Genomic DNA, 18,806 nt, shown 5'->3' with positions numbered 1-18,806 from the left:
CAACCTCCAGCTAGCGGGGGACGACCTGCATCATCAGGTCGCTGGGGTAGGCCGCATTGGTGAACCTGGTGCGGACGGGCCGGTCGGGGACCAGCCGGTAGCGCGAGCAGACCGTCGCCACGACGACGGCGATCTCGGTCAGGGCGAAGTGGTTGCCGACGCAGTGGTGGATGCCGCCGCCGAACGGGACGAACGCGCCCTTGGGCAACCGCTGCGCGCGTTCGGGCGTCCAGCGGTCCGGGTCGAAGCGCTCGGGGTCCGGGAAGTGCCGGGGGTCGTGGTGCAGCGTGTGCGGGCTGAGGATCACCTCGGTACCCGGTGCCAGGCGGGTGCCGCCGAGCTCGACCTCCTCGGCCGTGCGGCGCATGACGAGCCAGAGCGGGTACTTCCGCAGGACCTCGTTCGCGACCTGGCCGAGGTACGTCAGCTTCGGCACGTCGTCGATCGTGACCGGACGCCCGCCCAGCACCTCGTCGACCTCCGCCAGCACCCGCCGTTCGACCTCGGGGTTGGCGGCGATCTCGTGGAAGATCCACGCCAGCGCGAGCGCGGTGGTCTCGATCCCCGCGGTGAGCAGCGTGACGACCTCGTCGAAGACCTGCTCGTCGGTCATCGGCCGGCCGGTATCGGAGTCCCGTGCGGCCAGCAGGGTCGAGAGCAGGTCGCCGTGGTCGGTGTCGTCGTCGCGGCGGCTCTCGAGGACCTCGTGCACGATCGCGCGCATCCGGGAGATGGCCCCGTCGAACTCGCGGTTGGCCGGGATGGGCAACTTCTCGACGAAGCCGGGGGACAGCGCGCGCAGGATGCCGTTCTTGATGATGACGAAGACCGACCGGCGGGCCTCGTCGATCGCCTTCCGGCCGATCTCGGTGGAGAAGAGCGCCTCACCGACGATCGTCACGGCGAGGCCCTGCATGTCCGCTTCGATCCGCCGCACCTCGCCCGGCCGCCACGTCTGCACCAGGTCCCGTGTCGCGCGGACCATCGTGGCGGCGTAGCCCGCGATCCGGTCCCGGTGGAACGCCGGCTGCACCATCCGCCGCTGGCGCAGGTGGAAGGCTCCGTTGGACAGGGCGAGCCCGTTGCCGACGAACGGCCGGAACTTGTCGTACATCCGGCCTTTGTGGAACTTCGGCGCGTCGGTGACCAGCACCTGGTGCGTCAACCGCGGGCTGGCGACGAACAAGGTCCGCAACGGTCCCAGGTGGACTTCCACGAGATCACCGCGACCGCGCAAATTCCCGGTGAAAGCGAATCTTTTCCTGAGCATTGGCAACGTGTGTCCGAAAAATGGCAGCCTACCGGGTGCCACCGGGACAGGCATCATCGCTCCTCGCGACGGTGAAAGAGGCGACCTACCATAGGAGTGTTCAGTCGGCCGGAACAGTAGCCGATCGGGTGGCGTGCGTTCACACGAGCGGACTAACCGTGTGCGCTTTGTGCATGACTAAGCTGGTGCGTCCGCAACCGAAGAGGTGGATCGACGTGACCCAAGACCAGAGCTGGATTCCGCAGAACGTCGATGTTTCCGTGCCCAGCGCGGCGCGGGTCTACGACTACCTCCTCGGTGGCGCGCACAACTTCGCGGTCGACCGCCTGATGGGGGACAAGGCCGAGGAGATGATGCCGAACTCCCGCAGCGCCGCCAGGCTCAACCGGGCCTTCCTGCGCCGGGCGGTGCGGTTCATGACCGACCAGGGCGTGCGGCAGTTCCTCGACATCGGGTCCGGCATCCCGACCGTGGCCAACGTGCACGAGGTCGCCCAGGAGCAGGCGCCCGGCAGCCGGGTCGTCTACGTGGACCGCGACCCCGTGGCCGTCGCGCACGGCGAGCTCATCGTCGCGGGCAACGACCAGGTCAGCGTGCTGCAGGCCGACATGCGCGACCCCGACAGCATCCTCGGCAGCCCCGAGGTGAACCGGCTGCTGGACTTCGACCAGCCGATCGGCCTGCTGCTGCTCTTCATGGTGCACTGGGTGCCCGACGAGGCCGACCCGCAGAGGCTGCTCAAGCGCTACCGCGAGGCCTTGCCGAGCGGGAGCTACCTCGCGATCTCCCACATGGCGGGTGACCACGTCAACGACGAGGCCAGGGCCGTCACGGACAGGATGAGCAAGTCGGGCGGCGGCGAGGTCGCCTACCGCGACCGCCACGAGATCGAGGCCTTCTTCGGCGATTTCGAACTGGTCGAACCCGGACTCGTCAAGTTCGCCGAATGGCGTCCTACCGGACCCGGCGACATCTCCGACGACCCGGCGGTGAACAGGATCGCGTTCGCGGGGGTCGGTCGAAAGCCATAGGGAATATCGATAGAGTGATCTCGATTCACGCTGCCGGTTGAGGTCGGGCCGACTGTGCGTGGGTAAACTGCCGGACATTCCGAGCCCGTGACGAGGCAGCCCCCGAATGCCCAAGCCGAGTCGAATACCCGACGTCCCGCCGTCGCCCGAGGACGCTGCACGGGCTAGGCAGACGCTTGCCAGGAAATGGTCCTACCAGCTGCTCGGAGCGGTCGCGATTCCGCTCGGCCGTGATGATCTCGACGCCCGGCTGGGTGACAAGCTCGACGCGTTGTGCGCGCTGCTGCACGAGGAGAAGTTCAGCCCGATCGCGGCCGAGCGCATCGGCGCGGAGCTCGCGGGCCTCGGCCACCTCGGCCGGCTCGGCCTGCGCTGCACCGCCGAGGTGCTCGGCAAGGGCCTGCCCGCGCTGCCGGAGTTCCAGCCCGTCGAGCGGTACGCCGACCGGATCGCGCACGCGATGGGCGCGATCGGCGCCGGCTTCACCGGGGCGAACACCGAGTCCGTGCTCGCGCAGCAGGAGAGCATGCAGAGATCGCTGCTCAAGGCCGTGCGCGACGCGAACTGGAACCTCAAGGAGAGCGAGGCCCGCTTCAACGAGGTCGTCACGGCCTCCACGAACGGCGTGCTGATGGTCGGCCTCGACGGGCTGCTGCTCAGCGTCAACGCGGCCGTCGGCGACATCCTCGGCCGCACCTCCGACGAGCTCACCGGCACGCCGCTGCTCGACCTGGTCGAGGAGGGCTTCACCGAGGTGCTGCGGCAGGCGATGGCCGACCTCGCGTCCGGTGCCGCCGAGCGCGTCCGGCAGTCGCAACGGTTGCTGCGCAAGGACGGCGAGACCGCGCGGGTGGCGCTGACGGCGTCGTTGCTGCGCGGTGCCGACTCGGAGCCGATCCAGTTCGTCGTGGTGGTCGAGGACGGCACCGAGCTCGCGCTGCTGCAGAGCGAGCTGCAGCGCCAGGCGCTGCACGACCCGCTGACCGGCCTGCCGAACAAGCAGTTCTTCACCACGCAGCTGGAGATCGCGCTGCGCAGGGGCGATCCCGCGCACGGCATCACGGTCTTCCACCTCGACCTCGACGCGTTCGGCATGCTGCGCGACACCTTCGGCGGCCGGGTCGTCGAACGGCTGCTGCAGCACGTCTCGCAGCGGCTGAAGGTGCTGCTGCCCGGCGACAGGGTCATGATCGCCCGGTTCGGCGACGACGAGTTCGGCGTCCTGCTCGAGAACACGCCGGACACGCCGGACATCGACGCGATCATGAAGAAGATCAACGACGACCTGCTGCTCGAGCCGACGTTCCTGGACGGCCACGGGCTCGCCGTGTCGCTGAGCGCCGGCGTCGTGCGGAAGCCGGACAGCGACGCCGAACCGCTCGACGTGCTGCGTTCCGCGGAACGGGCGCTGCGCCGCGCCAAGAGGGGCCGGCGCGGGCAGTGGGAGCTGTTCCACTCCGGCCAGGACGCGGAGGAGCGCCGCGACGACGCGCTGGCCGTGGCCATGCCGGCCGCGTGGGAGGACGGCGAGATCACCGTGCGGTACCGGCGGGTCGTCGCTCTCGCCGACGGCGCGGTCACCGGTGTCGAAGCCGCCCTGCACTGGGCCAGGCCGGACTCGCCGGTGCTGGACCACGAGCGCTGCGCCGCCCTGGCCGAGCAGACCGGGCTGATCCTGCCGCTCGGCGAGTGGGTGCTGCGGGTGGCCGGCGGCCAGTCGGCGTGGTGGCGCCAGCGCGGGCGGTTCGACCGCGCCCTGGCCGTGCGGCTCACCGCCCACCAGGCCGCCGACGCGGACCTCGTCTCGCGGGTGGTGAAGGTGCTCGACGAGACCGGGACGCCCGCCGACCGGCTGATGATCAGCATGCCCGGCGACGTGCTGCCGATGGCCGACGCGGCGGACAACCTCGCCGTGCTGGCGCGCATGGGCGTGCTGACGGCGATCGACGACTTCGGGCTGGGGCCGCTGGACTTCGGCCTGCTCGCGCACGAGCTGCCGGTGCGGGCGGTCCGGGTGGCCCGCCGGCTCGTCGAGAGCCGGTCGCCGTACGTGGCGGCACTGCTGCCGTTGCTGCGGGAGCAGGGTGTCTCGGTCGCGGTCGACGGGATCTCGAGCGCTGAACAGGCTTCGTGGTGGCGGGACGCCGGGGCGGACTTCGCGACCGGCGACCACTTCGGCGCGGCCCGCACGCCGGGCGACTTCCTGCAGGAGCTCGACCAGGGCTGACCCTCGGTGAGCGGTCTCACACCGCCGTCGGGAGCGCGCTGGACAGCGGCCCTTCGCCGGGGACAGGCGGCACCACCCCGGCGTGCTCCGTTCGGCGGGCGTGTCTGATCTTGTCGGTGCAGCGTGGTGGAATCGGTCCGTGGCACTCGCACCCCAGCTGGTCCGCCGGAAGCCGGAGACGCGCCCGCGTCCCCGGTGGGACGCCGCTGCCCAGCGGGTCTTCGCGCACGAGGGCTTCCTGCGCGTGCTCGGCGGCCCCGGCACGGGCAAGACGACGCTGCTCGCCGAACTGGCCGCGCACGTGGTGCTGGAGCACGGCGCCGATCCCGAGAACGTGCTGGTGCTCACGGCGAACAGGCGCGCGTCGGCGGCGTTGCGCGCGCAGATCACCCAACTCCTGACAGGCCGTCTGTCCGCGATCCGCGAGCCGTTGGTGCGGACCGTCCACTCCTACGCGTTCGCGGTGCTGCGCAACCAGGCCGTGCTGCTCGGCGAGCCCCCGCCCCGGCTGCTGTCCGGTCCGGACCAGGACGCGATGGTGCGCGAGCTGCTGGCCGGTGACGTGGAGTCGGGCGCTCTCAAGTGGCCGGAGCGGCTGCGGCCCGCCCTGGAGCTCCCGGGCTTCGCGCACGAGCTGCGGGACCTGCTGCTGAGGGCGGCGGAACGAGGCCTCGGGCCGGAGGACCTGATCGAGCTCGGCGAGCGGCACGGGCGCGACGAGTGGGTGGCCGCCGGGCGGTTCGGCGCGCAGTACGAGGCCGTGAACCTGCTGTCCGGCATGGACTCGGCGACGGCGTACGCACCCGCCTACGACGCGGCCGAGCTGGTGTCGTCGGCGTACGCGGCGTTCGTGAACGACGAGGAGCTGCTGCTCGGCGAACGGCGCCGTGTGCGGTACCTGCTGGTCGACGACGCCCAGCACCTCGACCCGATGCAGTACTCGCTGATCCGCACGCTCGGCGCGGGGACCACGCGGTTCGTCCTGGCGGGCGACCCGGACCAGGCGATCTTCACGTTCCGCGGCGCCGACCCGGAGATCCTGCGGGACGTCGCGGGGGAGACGGTCGTGCTGCGGCAGTCGCACCGGATGATGCCGGAGATCCGGGACGCGGTCGCGCGGCTGGCCGCCCGCCTGCCGGGTGCCTCTCCGGCGCGCACCGTCGACCCGGTCGACGGCGAGGGGTCCGTGCAGGTGCGGCTGCTCGCCTCGTCCGCGCAGGAGGCGACGTGGGTGGCGGACCAGCTCCGGCGCTCCCACCTCGCCGACGAGGTGCCGTGGTCGCGGATGGCCGTCGTGGTGCGCTCGGCGACGTTGTCCCTGCCGGTCCTGCAACGAGCCCTGCTCGCCGCCGGGATCCCGGTGGCGGTGGCGTCGGACGAGCTGCCGCTGGCGCAGCAGCCTTCCGTGCGCCCGCTGCTCGCCCTGATCCGCGCCGCCGCCTCACCCGGCTCGCTGGACGAGGACACGGCGGCGATGCTGCTGTCGTCCTCGTACGGTGGCGCGGACCCGCTGGCGCTGCGGCGGTTGCGGCGAGGGCTCCGGCGCCTGGAGATGGCGGCGGGAGGCGACCGGCCGAGCGGCGACCTGCTGGTGGAGGTCGTCGAGGACGCGGACCGGCTGGCGGCGCTGGAGGACGCGGAGTCCTTGCCGGCGCGGCGGATCGCGCACCTGCTGTCGCTGGCGCGCGGGGCCGTCGAGGCCGGGAAGTCCGTCGAGACCGTGCTGTGGGACCTGTGGACGGCCACCGGGCTGCAGGACCGCTGGGTGGCGCAGTCGGCGCGGCGCGGCATGCCGGGCATGCAGGCGGACAGGGACCTCGACGCGATCGTGGCGCTGTTCGAGGCGGCCGCGAAGTACGTCGACCGGCTGCCGGGATCCGGTGCGGCCGGGTTCGCGGACTACCTGGAGTCGCAACGGATCGTCGGCGACACCCTGGCCGCCTCGGCTCCGACCGGCGAGGCGGTGTCGGTGCTGACGGCGCACTCCGCGGCCGGACGCGAGTGGGAGGTCGTCGCGGTGCCCGGCGTCCAGGAGGGCAGCTGGCCCGACCTGCGGCTGCGCGGCACGGTCCTCGGCGTCGAACGCATGGTGGACGTGCTGGCCGGGCTGGAGCCGTCGGTGTCCGCGGTGGCGCCGATCCTCGCGGAGGAACGCCGCCTGCTGCTGGTCGCGGCCTCGCGGGCGCGGTCCAAGCTGCTGATCAGCGCCGTCCGGGGTGAGGACGAGCAGCCGTCGCGGTTCCTCGACGAGATCGAGTCGTCGTCCGAGGACGAACGCAAGCTGCACCGGCCGCAGCGCGGTCTGGTGCTCGGCGAGCTCGTCGGCGAGCTGCGCCGGGTCGTGTGCTCGGACTCCGAGGACCCGGCCAGGCGGGAGCGCGCCGCCGCGCAGCTGGCCCGGCTGGCGGAGGCCGGCGTGCCCGGTGCGCACCCGGATTCCTGGTACGGCCTGGCGGAGGTGTCCGCCGATGCTCCACTGTGGACGGAGGACCAGAAGGTCAGCGTGACGCCGTCGACCATCGAGGTGATCGCGAAGTGCCCGCTGCGGTGGGTCGTCGAGCGCCACGGCGGCCAGGACCCGGCCGAGCTGGCCTCGGTCACGGGCACGCTGGTCCACGCACTGGCGCAGGCCGCCGCCTCGGGGGCCGACTCCGCGCAGCTGCGGGCGAAGCTGGACGAGGCGTGGGCCGCCGTCGACGCGGGCGCCCCCTGGTTCTCCCGCCGCGAACGGATGCGCGTGGAGAAGATGCTCGACACGTTCCTCGCGTGGCTCACGATGAGCCGCAGCCAGCTCACACAGGTCGCGGTCGAGGAGGAGATGGTCGTCGAGGTCCCCAAGCGCGACGGGGGGCCGTGGCTGCAAGTTCGCGGCCGCGTCGACCGCCTGGAGCACGACGAGGACGGCCGTCCCGTCGTGATCGACCTCAAGACCGGCAAGAGCCCGGTGTCCCGCGAGGCCTCGCAGGAGCACCCGCAGCTCGCCGTCTACCAGCTGGCGTCGTCGCTGGGCGGCTTCACCCACATCGGACTGGGAACAGAGCCGGGCGGTGCCCGGTTGCTGTACGTGGCGAAGGAGGACAAGAAGACAGGAGCCGTCGAGCGCACGCAGGCGCCTTTGGACGAACAGGGCGTCCGGGCGTGGCTGGAAGTCGTGCAGGGAGCGGCCGAGTCCGTGCTCGGACCCGAGTACACGGCGCGGGAGAACGCGGACTGCGACAGGTGCCCGGCACGCACCACGTGCCCCGTCCACCCGTCCGGGCGACAGGTGAGTGAATAGGCGTTCCGGCGTGCGTAGGAAGATGTCACGGTGACCGTCAGCCCGTTCGAGATCGCTGAGGCGCTCGGGCTGAACAAACCGACCCCCGAGCAGGCCGAGGTCATCGCCGCACCCGCGCAGCCCGCGCTGGTCATGGCGGGTGCGGGCGCGGGCAAGACCGAGACGATGGCCGCCCGCGTGGTGTGGCTGGTCGCGAACGGTCTCGTGCTGCCCGACCGCGTGCTGGGCCTCACCTTCACGCGCAAGGCCGCCCGCCAGCTCGCCGACCGCGTGCGCGCCCGTCTGCGCCGGCTGGCCGGGTCGTCGCTGCTCGACGAGCTCGACCCCAGCGGCGAGCGCAAGATGGCCGTGCTGACCGGCGAGCCCGTCGTGCTCACCTACCACGCGTACGCGGGACGGCTCGTGACCGAGCACGGCCTGCGGCTGCCGGTGGAACCCGGCGTGCGGCTGCTGACCGAGACGGCGTCGTGGCAGCTCGCGCACCGCGTGGTGTCGACGTGGGCGCGCGACCTCGACACCGACAAGGTGCCGGCGACGATCACCGGCTACCTGCTGTCGCTGGCCGGTGAGCTGGGCGAGCACCTCGTGACGCCCGAGGCGTTGCAGGCGCACGCCTCGGAGCTGTGCGCGTTGATCGAGAACGCGCCGCGCGCACCCCGCCAGCGCGACGCGTTGCCGGAGAAGCTCAAGGAAATCGTTGCGGCACAACGGTTGCGGATCGCCCTGCTGCCGTTGCTGGAGGCGTACCAGCAGCGCAAGCGCAAAGAAGCCGCCCTGGACTTCGCGGACCAGATGTCGCTCGCCGCCCAGCTGGCCGCCTTCGAGGAGGTGTCGTCGGGGGAGCGCGAGCGGTACGGCGCGGTGCTGCTCGACGAGTACCAGGACACCGGGCACGCGCAGCGCGTGCTGCTGCGGTCGCTGTTCGGGCTCGGCACGCCGATGCCGGTCACGTCCGTGGGCGACCCGGCGCAGGCCATCTACGGCTGGCGCGGGGCGTCGGCCGCGAACCTGCCGCGCTTCGCCGACGACTTCCCGCCGACCCGCAAGTACGGCCTGCTGACCAGCTTCCGCAACCCGCCCGAGGTCCTCGAGCTCGCCAACGCCGTGTCGCTGCCGCTGCGGGAAGCCGGCCTGGACGTCGAGGAGCTGCGCGCCCGGCCGGGTGCCGGGCCCGGTGACGTGCGCCTGGCCCTGCACACCGACATCCGCGCCGAGCTCGACTGGATGGCGGACAACGTCGCGGCGCAATGGGAAGCGCACCTCGACGCCGAAGGCGTGCCGCCCACGGCCGCCGTGCTCGTGCGGCGCCGTTCGGACATGGCGGCCATCGCGTCGGCGCTGCGCGAAAGAGGCCTGCCGGTCGAGGTCGTCGGCCTCGGCGGCCTGCTCGACGAACCCGAGGTGCGCGACCTGGTGTCGGCGCTGCGGGTGCTGGTCGACCCGCTGGCCGGCACCGCCGCGGCCCGCCTGCTCACCGGCTCCCGCTGGCGCCTCGCCGCCGTCGACCTGGCCGCCCTGTGGTCCCGCGCGCGAGAGCTGGCCGGTGTCGCACCACGACAGTCCGTTGTGGACGATCCGCTGCTGGTGCTGGCGGACGCCCTGCCCGGCGAACACGCCGAACAGGCAGGCCTCGCCGACGCCCTGGACGACCCCGGCGACCCCGACTCCTACTCACCCGACGGCTACCGGCGCATCCGGCGGCTCGGCGGCGAGCTCGCGGCGTTGCGGCGCAGGCTCGACCAGCCGCTGCCCGAACTGGTCGCCGACGTCGAACGCACCCTGCTGCTCGACATCGAGTCGATGTCACGCCCCGGCATGGTCGGCCGCGCCCACCTCGACGCCTTCTCCGACGTCGTCATGGACTTCGCCGCCGCCTCGCCGTCCGCGACACTCCCGTCGCTGCTCGACTACCTCTACACCGCCGAACACGCCGAGGACGGCCTGGAACCGGGCGAGGTCGAGGTCTCCGAGGACCGCGTGCAGATCCTCACCGTCCACTCCGCGAAGGGTCTGGAGTGGAGGATCGTCGCGCTGCCGCACCTGGTCCGCGACGTGTTCCCCGGCCGCAAGAAGTCCTCGTGCTGGCTCAAGTCCGTGACCGAGCTCCCCGCCCCCCTGCGCGGCGACTCGGCCGACCTGCCGGTGCTGAAGCTGTCCGCCGGCTTCAACCGCAAAGAGGTCGACGAGGCGCTGACCATCCACGCCGAGGAGTTCGAGGACCGCCGCCTCGTCGAGGAACGCCGCCTGTTCTACGTCGGCGTGACCAGGGCCGAGCACAGCCTGCTCATGTCCGGCCACTGGTGGGCCGAGGCCGGTGACAAGCCGAAGGGCCCGTCGGTCTTCTTGCGGGAGATGCACGAGGTCCTGCAACGCGACAACCCGCCCGGCGACATCTCGGTGTGGGCCCCCGAGCCCGAACCCGACACCCCGAACCCGCTCGCCGAGGACGTGAAGTCGTCCATCTGGCCCGCCGACCCCCTGGGCAAGCGCCGCGACGCCGTCGTCGAAGGCGCCTCGATGGTCCTCGCGGCCCTGGACGCCCTGCGCAACGCCCCACCGGAGCCGTTGCCGCTGGTGTTCGAGTCCCCCGAGACCTCCGCCGACCTGACCGACGAGGACTACCCGCCCCCCGCCGACGAGCCACCGGACGACGACTTCCCGCCGGAGCCCGAACCGCTCCCCGACGACGTGGTCCCCGACGACCCCGAAATGCCCGAGGACGAGGACCCGGAAGGCTGGGCCCGCGACGTCGACGTGCTGCTGGCCGAACGCGCCGCCAACCAGAACCGCCGGGAACAGGTGGCCCTCCCGGACCACCTCTCCGTCTCGCAGTTGGTGGAACTGGCCAAGGACCCGGACCAACTGGCCCGCCGCCTGCGCCGCCCGCTGCCGTTCCCACCGAACCCGCTGGCCCGCCGAGGCACCGCCTTCCACACGTGGCTGGAGAACCGCTTCGGCGCCACCCGCCTGCTCGACCTCGACGAACTACCGGGAGCCGGCGACGCCGACGCCGCCCCGGACGCGGACCTGGAACGCCTGAAGGAGTCGTTCCTCGCCAGCACCTGGGCAGACCGCACCCCGCAAGACGTGGAGGTGCCGTTCGAGGCGGAGTTCGACGGCATCTCGGTGCGAGGCCGCATGGACGCCGTCTACCGCGACCCGGACGGCTGGACCGTCGTCGACTGGAAGACGGGCGCGGTGCCGGACGACGAGGCCCTGCCCGCGCTGTCGGTGCAGCTCGCCGCGTATCGGCTGGCTTGGGCGGCGCTCGTCAGCGAACCTCTGGAGCGCGTGCGGGCGGCTTTCCACTACGTGCGGCACGACGTGACGGTGCGGCCGGCGGACCTGTTGGACGAGCAGGGGCTGAAGGACCTGATCCGCTCGGTGGGATCGTGACGCGCGAACCGCGGCGGGTGTGGTGCCAGGGGGATGGCGGTGAGCTGGAAGATCACGTCATGAGCCGGAGCGAGGGTCTGATCGAGAGCTGTTCACAGGCGGCGGCTTCACCGCGGCCGGCCGTCTCATCCCAGCAGACCGCCTCACCCCTGCGAACTGCTCTCCGCAGGCGCGTGCGAAGCCTTGAGCACCCGCTCGTACAACACCTCGAGCAGCCACCGCCCGAACAGCGAAGGCCCGAACTCGGGTGACCTGTCCTCCGGCGGCACCATCAGGTCCACCGACATGTCGCCGGCCACCACGACGCCGATGCCGTAGTAGTCGAGCTCGATGTACGACCAGGCCAGGGATTCGTCGGTGCGGGGGAGCATCACGGCGCACGGGGCCAGGGTCAGGAGGGTGCCGCACGACTGGAGGGCGCGGTCTGTCGTGGACTCGCTCACCAGGACGCCGACCAGTTCCACCGCGGCCACCGGGAGGCGGTCGTGTGCGGCCGGTTCGAACCAGGAGCGGAACCAGGACGGGTCGGCTCTCGGGGGCCAGCCGTTCTGGGTTCTCCACTCGTGCACTTCCGGCAGCAAGCGCACTACCGCGGACACCTGCTGGCCCAGGACGGTGACGTCGGGTACGACGACTCCGTCCCAGCCTAGCGCGGTCGCGGCGCGCTGAAGGAGCGTGTGCACAGGCGCATCCTAGGGTTCCTCGCGCGGAAAATGACAGCGTTTGCGGGGCGCTTCGTCAGGGATTGCCCGGTGTCAGGGATTGCCCGGTGCCGAGGATTGCCCCGGGGTGGTCATGGTGCGGCTTTCGCGACTTTCCACGCCCAGACGACGAGGGGGATCTGCAGCGGCAGGCGGCCGTAGGCGATTGCGCGGGCTCGGGGCGACTTGTCGCGGAAGTCCAGAGCCATTTTCACGTTTGCCGGGAACACGGCGATGAACAGCGCGAAAGCGGCGAACCCGCCGAGGCGGCGGGTGCGGGGCACGGCGACCGCGGTCGCCACGGCCAGTTCGGCCGCGCCGGACGCGTAGGTCCACTGCCTCGGGGTGCCGGGCAGGGAGCGCGGGACGACCGCGTCGTAGAACTTCGGCCTGGTGAAGTGGGTTGTCCCGGCCAGGCCGAGCAGTGCGGCGAGCGCCAGCGCCGACCGCGCTCGGGAACGGTTCTGTTCCATGCGGTCACCCTGTCATGCCTACGCCGCGTAGGCGAGGCTGGGCTGGCCTATTCTCCACGGGCGTGGCAGGTGATTCTCGTCATCCCGAACGCGCCGCTGTGGCCGCGCTGACCGATTCCTTCGTGGCCCGGCTGTGCGAGTGGGTCCGGATCCCGAGCATCGGCGTCGATCCTCGGCACCACGCTGACGTGCACGAGTCCGCCGGGTGGCTGCGGGACCGGCTGCGCGAGGACGGGTGGCCGGAGGTCGAGGTCTGGGACCACGGGCCGGCGCTGCCCGCGGTGTTCGCGTGCTGGCCGGCCGAGGACCCGCGGGCACCGACCGTGCTCGTCTACGGGCACCACGACGTGCAGCCCGTCGACCCCGTCGAGCGCTGGGACCACCCGCCGTTCGAGCCCGTGATCAGCGGCGACGAGCTCCTGGGCCGCGGCGCCAGCGACGACAAGGGGCAGGTCGCCATGCACCTGCTCGGGCTGAAGGCGCACCTGGCGGCGACCGGGCGGAGTGCGCCGGCGGTCACGCTGAAGCTCTTCGTCGAGGGCGAGGAGGAATCGGGTTCCCCGCACCTGCGGAAGCTCCTCGAAGATCACGAGGACCAGCTCTCCTGTGATCTCGTGGTGTTCACCGACACCGCATTGCACGAACGCGACGCGCCGACGGTGAACACCGGTCAAAGAGGTGTTCTCGGCGCGGAGGTCACGTTCTACGGCGGCACCGACGACGTGCATTCCGGACGGGCCGGCGGCGCCATTCCCAACCCCGCCACGGCGCTCGCGAAACTCGTCGCCGCGTTGCACGACGACGACCACCGGGTCCGGCTCGAAGGCTTCTACGACGACGTCCGCGAACCGACCGCGCAGGAACGGGAGGACTACGCCTCGCTGCCGTTCGACGAGGAGAGGTGGCTCGCGAACAACGGCGGCGGGGCGCGGGCGACCCAGGGCGAACCGGGCTACACGACGCTCGAGCGGATCTGGGTGCGGCCCACCGCCGAGGTCAACGGCATCAGCGGCGGCTACACCGGCCCCGGCTTCAAGACGATCATCCCGGCCTCCGCCACGGCGAAGATCAGCTTCCGGCTGGTGCCCGACCAGCACCCCGACAAGGTCGCGGTCCAGTTGCGGGAGTTCGTCCGCGAGCACACGCCACCGGGCATCCGGTCCGAGGTCGGCCTGCGCGGCGAGGGCGTGCCGCCGTACGCGATCCGCCCGGACGACCCCGCCAACGAGGCGGTCGTCGAGGCCATGTCGCTCGCTTTCGACGAGCCCGTCCGGTTCGCGCGGGCGGGCGGCTCGGGGCCCGCGGCACTGCTGCAGGCGTTGGCAGGGGTGCCCCTGGTGTACCTCGGCGCGACCTTGCCGGATGATCGCGTCCACGCTCCGAACGAGCGCGTAGTGGTGCCGTTGCTCCTCAAGGGTGCGGAGGCGGCAGCTCACCTGTGGCGGATCCTCGCCCAAGCGGACATCGCGAAGAGGTTGACTCGATGAGCCTGACTGACGAAGCGGCGCACTCGCTCGTCGGCGTGATCAGGATGCCGGACCAGGTGCAGAGCCCGGTCCGCGCCATCCTGAAACGCGTCATCGGCGCCATGGCGGCGCTGCTGCTCGCGGTGTTGATCGTCTACCTGGACCGCGACGGCTACCGCGACGTCAACGAGGACGGGGTGTCACTGCTCGACGCGTTCTACTACGCGACGGTGTCACTCTCGACGACCGGCTACGGCGACATCACGCCCGCGTCGTCGTCGGCCAGGTTGATCAACGTCCTGGTCATCACGCCGTTGCGGGTCCTGTTCCTGATCGTGCTGGTCGGCACGACACTCGAAGTTCTCACCGAACGCTCCCGTCAGGCGTTGCGGATTCAGAAGTGGAGGCGGGTCGTGCGGGACCACGTGGTGGTCGTGGGTTATGGCACCAAGGGGCGCTCCGCGGTCGCGGCGCTGCTCGGGGACGGTGTCGAGCCCGGCTCGATCGTCGTCGTCGACACCGTGCAGGAGTCGCTCGACGCGGCGTCCGCGATCGGGCTCGTCACGGTGCACGGCTCCGGTACGCGCAACGACGTGCTGCGGGTCGCAGGTGCGGCACGGGCGCGCGCGATCGTCGTCGCCCCGAACCGGGACGACACGGCGGTGCTGGTCACGTTGACCGCCCGCGAGCTCGCCCCCAAGGCGCAGATCGTGGCGTCGGTGCGGGAACGGGAGAACGAGCACCTGCTCAAGCAGTCCGGCGCGGACTCCGTGGTGGTGTCGTCGGAGACGGCGGGCCGCCTGCTCGGCATGGCCACGGCGACGCCGTCGGTGGTGGCGATGGTGGAGGACCTGCTCACGCCCGACGCGGGTCTCGCGATCTCCGAACGGGACGTGGAGCCCGGCGAGATCGGCGGGTCGCCGCGGCACCTGCCCGACATAGTGCTCGGCGTGGTGCGGGGCAAGACGCTCTACCGGGTGGACGCCCCGGAGGCCGACGCGATCGAGCCCGGCGACCGGCTGCTCTACGTCAAGAAGGTGACCCCGCCCGGCGAGGAGTAGGGACCGGCAGCACGGCCGGCGCGCGCAGGGGCGCGTAGCGGAAGAGGAACGCGTAGAAGCCGCCCGCCAGCGCTGCGAGGCACAGCAGCAGCGCGGTGAGGCGGCTCGTGATCGGCGGGCCGGACGGGACCGAGGCGGCGGACGAGACCATGTCGCCGCCCGTCAGCACGATCTCGACCTTCTCGCCCTTCGTGTGGCCGCAGCCGTCGAGCTTCGCCTGCTTCTTCTCGCCGTTCGCGTCCCACTCGACGGTGTCCGTGCCCTGCCCGCACGACCCCGTCTCGACGACGGTCGCGGCCACGGGTCTCAGGGGTTCGGTCGCGCCCAGCACCTTGAGCGGCACGAGAAGCGCGACCGCGACCCCGATCCCGACCAGTCCGACGACCAGCAGGATGAACACCCATCTGTCCGGGCTTCGCGGAACGGCCACGGTGCGATGTTCGCAGACGGGGCGGCCCGCGTGGAGCCCAGGTTTTTACTTGGGCAGCTGCCGCAACCGGTCGACCTTGATGGTCTTGCCGTCGGTCACCGTCCCGGTCACGGCCACCAGGTCGCCGTTCTTCGGCTTCTCGCTCACCGCGGACAGGTCGAGCGGCGTCTGCAGGCCGTCCACCTGGATCAGCGTGGCGTTGTCGCCGTTGACGTCCTTGACCGTGCCCCGCTCCTGGGCCTTCGCGAGCGCCACGTCCAGCGCCTTGCCGTCCTTGACGCGCACGGTGACGCGCTGGTCGGCCTTGAGCCCGGCCAGATCGCCGCCGCGCAGCTTCGTGGAGCCGTCGGTGGTCAGCGACACCTCGCTGCCGTCGTCCCTGGTGATGGTGAGCTTGCCGGACTCGACCGACCTGACCCGTCCGACCACGAGGGTGCTGTCCTTGAGCTTCGCCCTGTCCGCACGGCCGGGCTTGCCGGGACCGCCGGGGTGGCGTTCCGCGAACACCGCCGCGGGACCGTCGGGACCTTCGGCCGCCGTCGCGACCGCGATGCCGCCCACGGTGAGGCCGACCGCCGCGACGACGGCGCCGGCCCACGCTGATTTCTTCGACATGCGCCCCAGGGTGCGCGCCCATTCTGAGCGCGAGCTGAAGGCGGGTCGCCCGAACTCCCGGTGATCAGCAGAATGGTGTGGTGTCCGCCAGGGTGTTGGTGATCGAGGACGCCGAGGCGATCGGCGCCGCGGTGTCGTCCGCGCTGCGCGAGTCCGGGTACGAGGTGCAGCACCGCCTCGACGGGCGGCAGCTCGAGGCCGACCTCGGCCGCTTCCGCCCCGACCTGGTCGTGCTCGACGTGATGCTGCCCGGCCGCGACGGCTTCCAGCTGCTCGAGGTCGTCCGCCGCTCGTCCGGGGCCGGCGTGGTCATGCTGACCGCGCGCGACGGCGTGCCGGACCGGCTGCGCGGCCTCTCCAGCGGCGCCGACGACTACGTGGGCAAGCCGTTCGTGCTCGCCGAACTGGTCGCGCGGGTGTCCGCCGTGCTGCGCCGCCTCGGCCGCACGCCCTCGACGGTGCAGGTCGGCGACCTGGTCGTGGACGCCGACGCGGGGGTCGTCCTGCGCGCCGACAAGGCGATCGAGCTGACCGCCACCGAACTGCGGCTGCTGGTGTACCTGGCGGCCCAGCGCGGCCGCGTGGTCTCCAAGACGCAGATCCTCACGGCCGTGTGGGGCTACGAGGACTACGACCCGAACCTCGTCGAGGTCCACGTCAGCGCCGTGCGCCGCAAGATCGAAGAACACGGCTCACGGCTCGTGCACACGGTGCGCGGCCTCGGGTACGTGCTGCGGGCCGAAGAATGAACCTCCGCACGGTCTCGTTGCGCCGACGGGTCGCCGTGTCCGTGCTGCTGGTGCTGTTCCTGGTGCTCGTGGCGCTGGTGATCGCGGTCGACCGCACGTTCGCCGGTCAGTCCTCCCGCGACGTCGACGGGGTGCTGCGCGACGCCGAGACGCGCGCGGTGGTGTCGTTGCGCAACGGCATGGCACCGCGGGAGGTCGCGCGCCAGCTGTCGAAGCGGAACGTCCACGTCACCATCGAGCTGCCCAACGGCAACGTGGTCGGCGCCGCGCCGGACGAGGGGCAGTTCGAGCGCAAGACCCGCAACGTCGGTGGCAACAAGGTCACCCTCTACGCCGACACCGAGGCGATCTCGCAGGCGCAGCACCGGTTGCGCAAGCTGCTGCTGGTCCTGGGCCTCGGGGCGATCGTGATCACCGGGTTGCTGATCGTGGTGGTGGTGCGGCGCGCGTTGGCGCCGTTGGATGCCATGACCTCGTTGGCCCAGGCCATCGCCGCCGGGCACCGGGGAGGGCGGCTCAACCCGTCCCGGACCGACACGGAACTGGGCCGCACCGCGGCCGCCTTCGACGGGATGCTCGACTCGCTGGAGGGCTCCGAGCAACGCACCCGGCGGTTCGTCGCGGACGCAGCGCACGAGCTGAGGACGCCGATCACCGGGGTGCAGGCGGTCGCGGAGGCCCTGGTGCAGGCCCCCGTCGACTCGCCCGACCGCGACCAGATGTCCTTCCTGCTGGTGCGCGAGGCCCGGCGGGCCGGACGGCTGGTGGACGACCTGCTCGCCCTCGCCCAGCTCGACGCGGGCTACGAGATGCAGCGCGAGCCGGTGGACCTGCTGGCGCTGGCCGAGGCCGAGGTCGCCCGCACCCGGTTCGTGGCGCCGGACTTCGACATCACCGCCGAGGGCGTCCCGGTTGCAGTGGTGGGCGACGGCCAACGGCTCGCGCAGGTGCTCGCGAACCTCGTGGACAACGCGCGGCAGGCGACCGGTCCACAGGGGACGGTGCGCATCCGGGTGGACCTGACCGGGTTCACCGTGTCCGACGACGGACCCGGGGTGCCGGAGTCCGAACGGGAGCGGATCTTCGACCGGCTGGTCCGGCTCGACGACGCCCGCGACCGGCGTTCGGGCGGGTCGGGACTCGGGCTCGCCATCGCACGCGGCGTGGTCAGGGCGCACGGCGGCGAGCTGACGTGCGAGCCGTCCGAACGGGGAGCCGCCTTCCGCGTGGTGCTTCCTTCGGTCGATCCTGTCACGTAGCCGGGCCCGCGTTTGATCTCATCGACGCGTGGACTTGGACGTGGTGGCCCAATGGGTGCGTGCGGAGTGGACGAAGAAGTCCCGGGGAGCGCCTGAGTCGGCGAAGAGGAACTCGGTGCCCGTCGGGTTCGCGCTGCCGCACCGGAAGCCCGCCGTGCACGAGGTGCGGCTGCGGGAGCGGGAGGACTTCGCGCCCGTGTGGTCGCCGGAGAGCCGGGAGGTCGACCGCGTCCACGTCATGCTGCGCGAAGAAGACGGCGTGCTGTCCGTGCAACTGCACGACACCATGATGGCTCCGCCGCGCAGGGTCGTGCGGCCTTCGCCGGTGCGGCTCTCACCCGGCGAGTGGGTGCGGTGGCAGGTCAACCACCGCTGGGCGCGGCCCCGCGACGGCGGCTGGAACTACGAGCAGACAACGCTGAACCTCGCGTACGGGCCGGTTTCCGACGCCGAGCTGTTCCTCGGCACGCCCACCCGCCACGTCGACGAGCGGACCCACCTGCGCTAGGTGTACTCGGCCAACACGTTGGTGACGGTGTGTCGGCTTGATCATGGGTGAGGCCTCCGGGTGCGGTGGTGATTGCGAAGTCAGTCACCACAGCCGGAGGCCTCGATGGGACACGCTAACGCCCGCCTGACAGTGCATGGACGCCTGGTCCTGGTTACGCGGGTCGCCGCCGGCAGACCGGTGGCACACGTGGCCAAGGAGCTCGGTGTCTCACGGCAATGCGCGCACCGCTGGGTCCGCCGATTCCGTGACGAGGGGGCCGCGGGGCTGGCCGATCGGTCGAGCCGGCCGCATCACATGCCGTCGCGGACCTCGGCCGGGACCGAGTGTCAGGTCGTGGCGG

At 71.7% G+C, this 18,806-nt stretch carries 15 protein-coding genes; 10 read left to right on the top strand and 5 right to left on the bottom strand.

What is annotated here, in order from left to right:
• Nucleotides 1-10 precede the first annotated feature (10 nt).
• Nucleotides 11-1,324: a cytochrome P450 gene (locus BLQ91_RS22835; RefSeq protein ID WP_090099994.1), complete on the bottom strand. Its 1,314-nt coding sequence runs from the start codon at nucleotides 1,322-1,324 to the stop codon at nucleotides 11-13.
• Nucleotides 1,325-1,485: 161 nt separating this feature from the next.
• Here BLQ91_RS22835 and BLQ91_RS22830 point away from each other — a divergent pair, with 161 nt between their 5' ends.
• The 4 genes from BLQ91_RS22830 (at nucleotide 1,486) to BLQ91_RS22815 (ending at nucleotide 11,201) form a co-directional block, all read left to right on the top strand.
• Nucleotides 1,486-2,301 (top strand): SAM-dependent methyltransferase, encoded by an 816-nt coding sequence (locus BLQ91_RS22830; RefSeq protein ID WP_176959911.1) that lies wholly within the window; start codon nucleotides 1,486-1,488, stop codon nucleotides 2,299-2,301.
• Between the two features lie 106 nt (nucleotides 2,302-2,407).
• Nucleotides 2,408-4,528 carry a putative bifunctional diguanylate cyclase/phosphodiesterase gene (locus BLQ91_RS22825; protein WP_090099628.1) on the top strand — a complete coding sequence of 707 codons (2,121 nt, stop codon included), beginning with the start codon at nucleotides 2,408-2,410 and terminating at the stop codon, nucleotides 4,526-4,528.
• Nucleotides 4,529-4,667: 139 nt separating this feature from the next.
• Nucleotides 4,668-7,805, top strand: a complete 3,138-nt coding sequence (locus BLQ91_RS22820) for an ATP-dependent helicase (protein WP_090099627.1) — start codon at nucleotides 4,668-4,670, stop codon at nucleotides 7,803-7,805.
• Nucleotides 7,806-7,835: 30 nt separating this feature from the next.
• Nucleotides 7,836-11,201, top strand: coding sequence for an ATP-dependent helicase (locus BLQ91_RS22815; RefSeq protein ID WP_090099626.1), 3,366 nt, complete (start codon nucleotides 7,836-7,838; stop codon nucleotides 11,199-11,201).
• Between the two features lie 143 nt (nucleotides 11,202-11,344).
• Here BLQ91_RS22815 and BLQ91_RS22810 read toward each other — a convergent pair whose 3' ends face one another.
• Together BLQ91_RS22810 and BLQ91_RS22805 are read right to left on the bottom strand one after the other, a co-directional pair.
• On the bottom strand, nucleotides 11,345-11,884 hold the full coding sequence (locus BLQ91_RS22810) for a hypothetical protein (RefSeq protein WP_090099624.1): 540 nt from the start codon (nucleotides 11,882-11,884) through the stop codon (nucleotides 11,345-11,347).
• A gap of 110 nt (nucleotides 11,885-11,994) precedes the next feature.
• Nucleotides 11,995-12,375, bottom strand: a complete 381-nt coding sequence (locus tag BLQ91_RS22805; RefSeq protein ID WP_090099622.1) for a DoxX family protein — start codon at nucleotides 12,373-12,375, stop codon at nucleotides 11,995-11,997.
• 62 nt (nucleotides 12,376-12,437) lie between these two features.
• On the opposite strand from BLQ91_RS22805, the gene BLQ91_RS22800 reads away from it, so the two are divergent.
• Nucleotides 12,438-13,862: a M20/M25/M40 family metallo-hydrolase gene (locus BLQ91_RS22800; RefSeq protein ID WP_245733748.1), complete on the top strand. Its 1,425-nt coding sequence runs from the start codon at nucleotides 12,438-12,440 to the stop codon at nucleotides 13,860-13,862.
• Nucleotides 13,859-14,902, top strand: coding sequence for a potassium channel family protein (locus BLQ91_RS22795; protein WP_090099617.1), 1,044 nt, complete (start codon nucleotides 13,859-13,861; stop codon nucleotides 14,900-14,902). Before BLQ91_RS22800 ends, BLQ91_RS22795 begins: the two co-directional genes overlap by 4 nt.
• Here BLQ91_RS22795 and BLQ91_RS22790 read toward each other — a convergent pair.
• Together BLQ91_RS22790 and BLQ91_RS22785 are read right to left on the bottom strand one after the other, a co-directional pair.
• On the bottom strand, nucleotides 14,871-15,332 hold the full coding sequence (locus tag BLQ91_RS22790; protein ID WP_143022773.1) for a hypothetical protein: 462 nt from the start codon (nucleotides 15,330-15,332) through the stop codon (nucleotides 14,871-14,873). The genes BLQ91_RS22795 and BLQ91_RS22790 overlap by 32 nt on opposite strands.
• Before the next feature lie 45 nt (nucleotides 15,333-15,377).
• Nucleotides 15,378-15,947, bottom strand: a complete 570-nt coding sequence (locus BLQ91_RS22785; protein WP_090099612.1) for a single stranded DNA-binding domain-containing protein — start codon at nucleotides 15,945-15,947, stop codon at nucleotides 15,378-15,380.
• An 80-nt stretch (nucleotides 15,948-16,027) separates the two neighbouring features.
• Here BLQ91_RS22785 and BLQ91_RS22780 point away from each other — a divergent pair, with 80 nt between their 5' ends.
• The 4 genes from BLQ91_RS22780 to BLQ91_RS22765 all read left to right on the top strand — a co-directional run.
• A complete protein-coding gene (locus tag BLQ91_RS22780; RefSeq protein ID WP_090099992.1) occupies nucleotides 16,028-16,696 on the top strand; it encodes a response regulator transcription factor in 669 nt (222 codons plus the stop codon).
• The gene (locus tag BLQ91_RS22775) at nucleotides 16,693-17,955 is read left to right on the top strand and encodes a sensor histidine kinase (protein ID WP_090099610.1); all 1,263 of its coding nucleotides are present in this window, start codon (nucleotides 16,693-16,695) and stop codon (nucleotides 17,953-17,955) included. The genes BLQ91_RS22780 and BLQ91_RS22775 overlap by 4 nt, the downstream gene beginning before the upstream one ends.
• Nucleotides 17,956-17,983: 28 nt before the next feature.
• Nucleotides 17,984-18,463: a hypothetical protein gene (locus tag BLQ91_RS22770; RefSeq protein ID WP_218130380.1), complete on the top strand. Its 480-nt coding sequence runs from the start codon at nucleotides 17,984-17,986 to the stop codon at nucleotides 18,461-18,463.
• A gap of 105 nt (nucleotides 18,464-18,568) precedes the next feature.
• The coding region (locus tag BLQ91_RS22765; protein ID WP_143022772.1) for a leucine zipper domain-containing protein at nucleotides 18,569-18,806 on the top strand (238 nt) is incomplete at its 3' end.

Source organism: Lentzea jiangxiensis, assembly GCF_900104175.1.
In the GTDB taxonomy this organism is placed as follows: Bacteria; Actinomycetota; Actinomycetes; order Mycobacteriales; family Pseudonocardiaceae; genus Lentzea; species Lentzea jiangxiensis.
The sequence above is the reverse complement of the archived record's forward strand: the minus strand, read 5'-3'. Positions and strand labels throughout refer to the sequence as shown.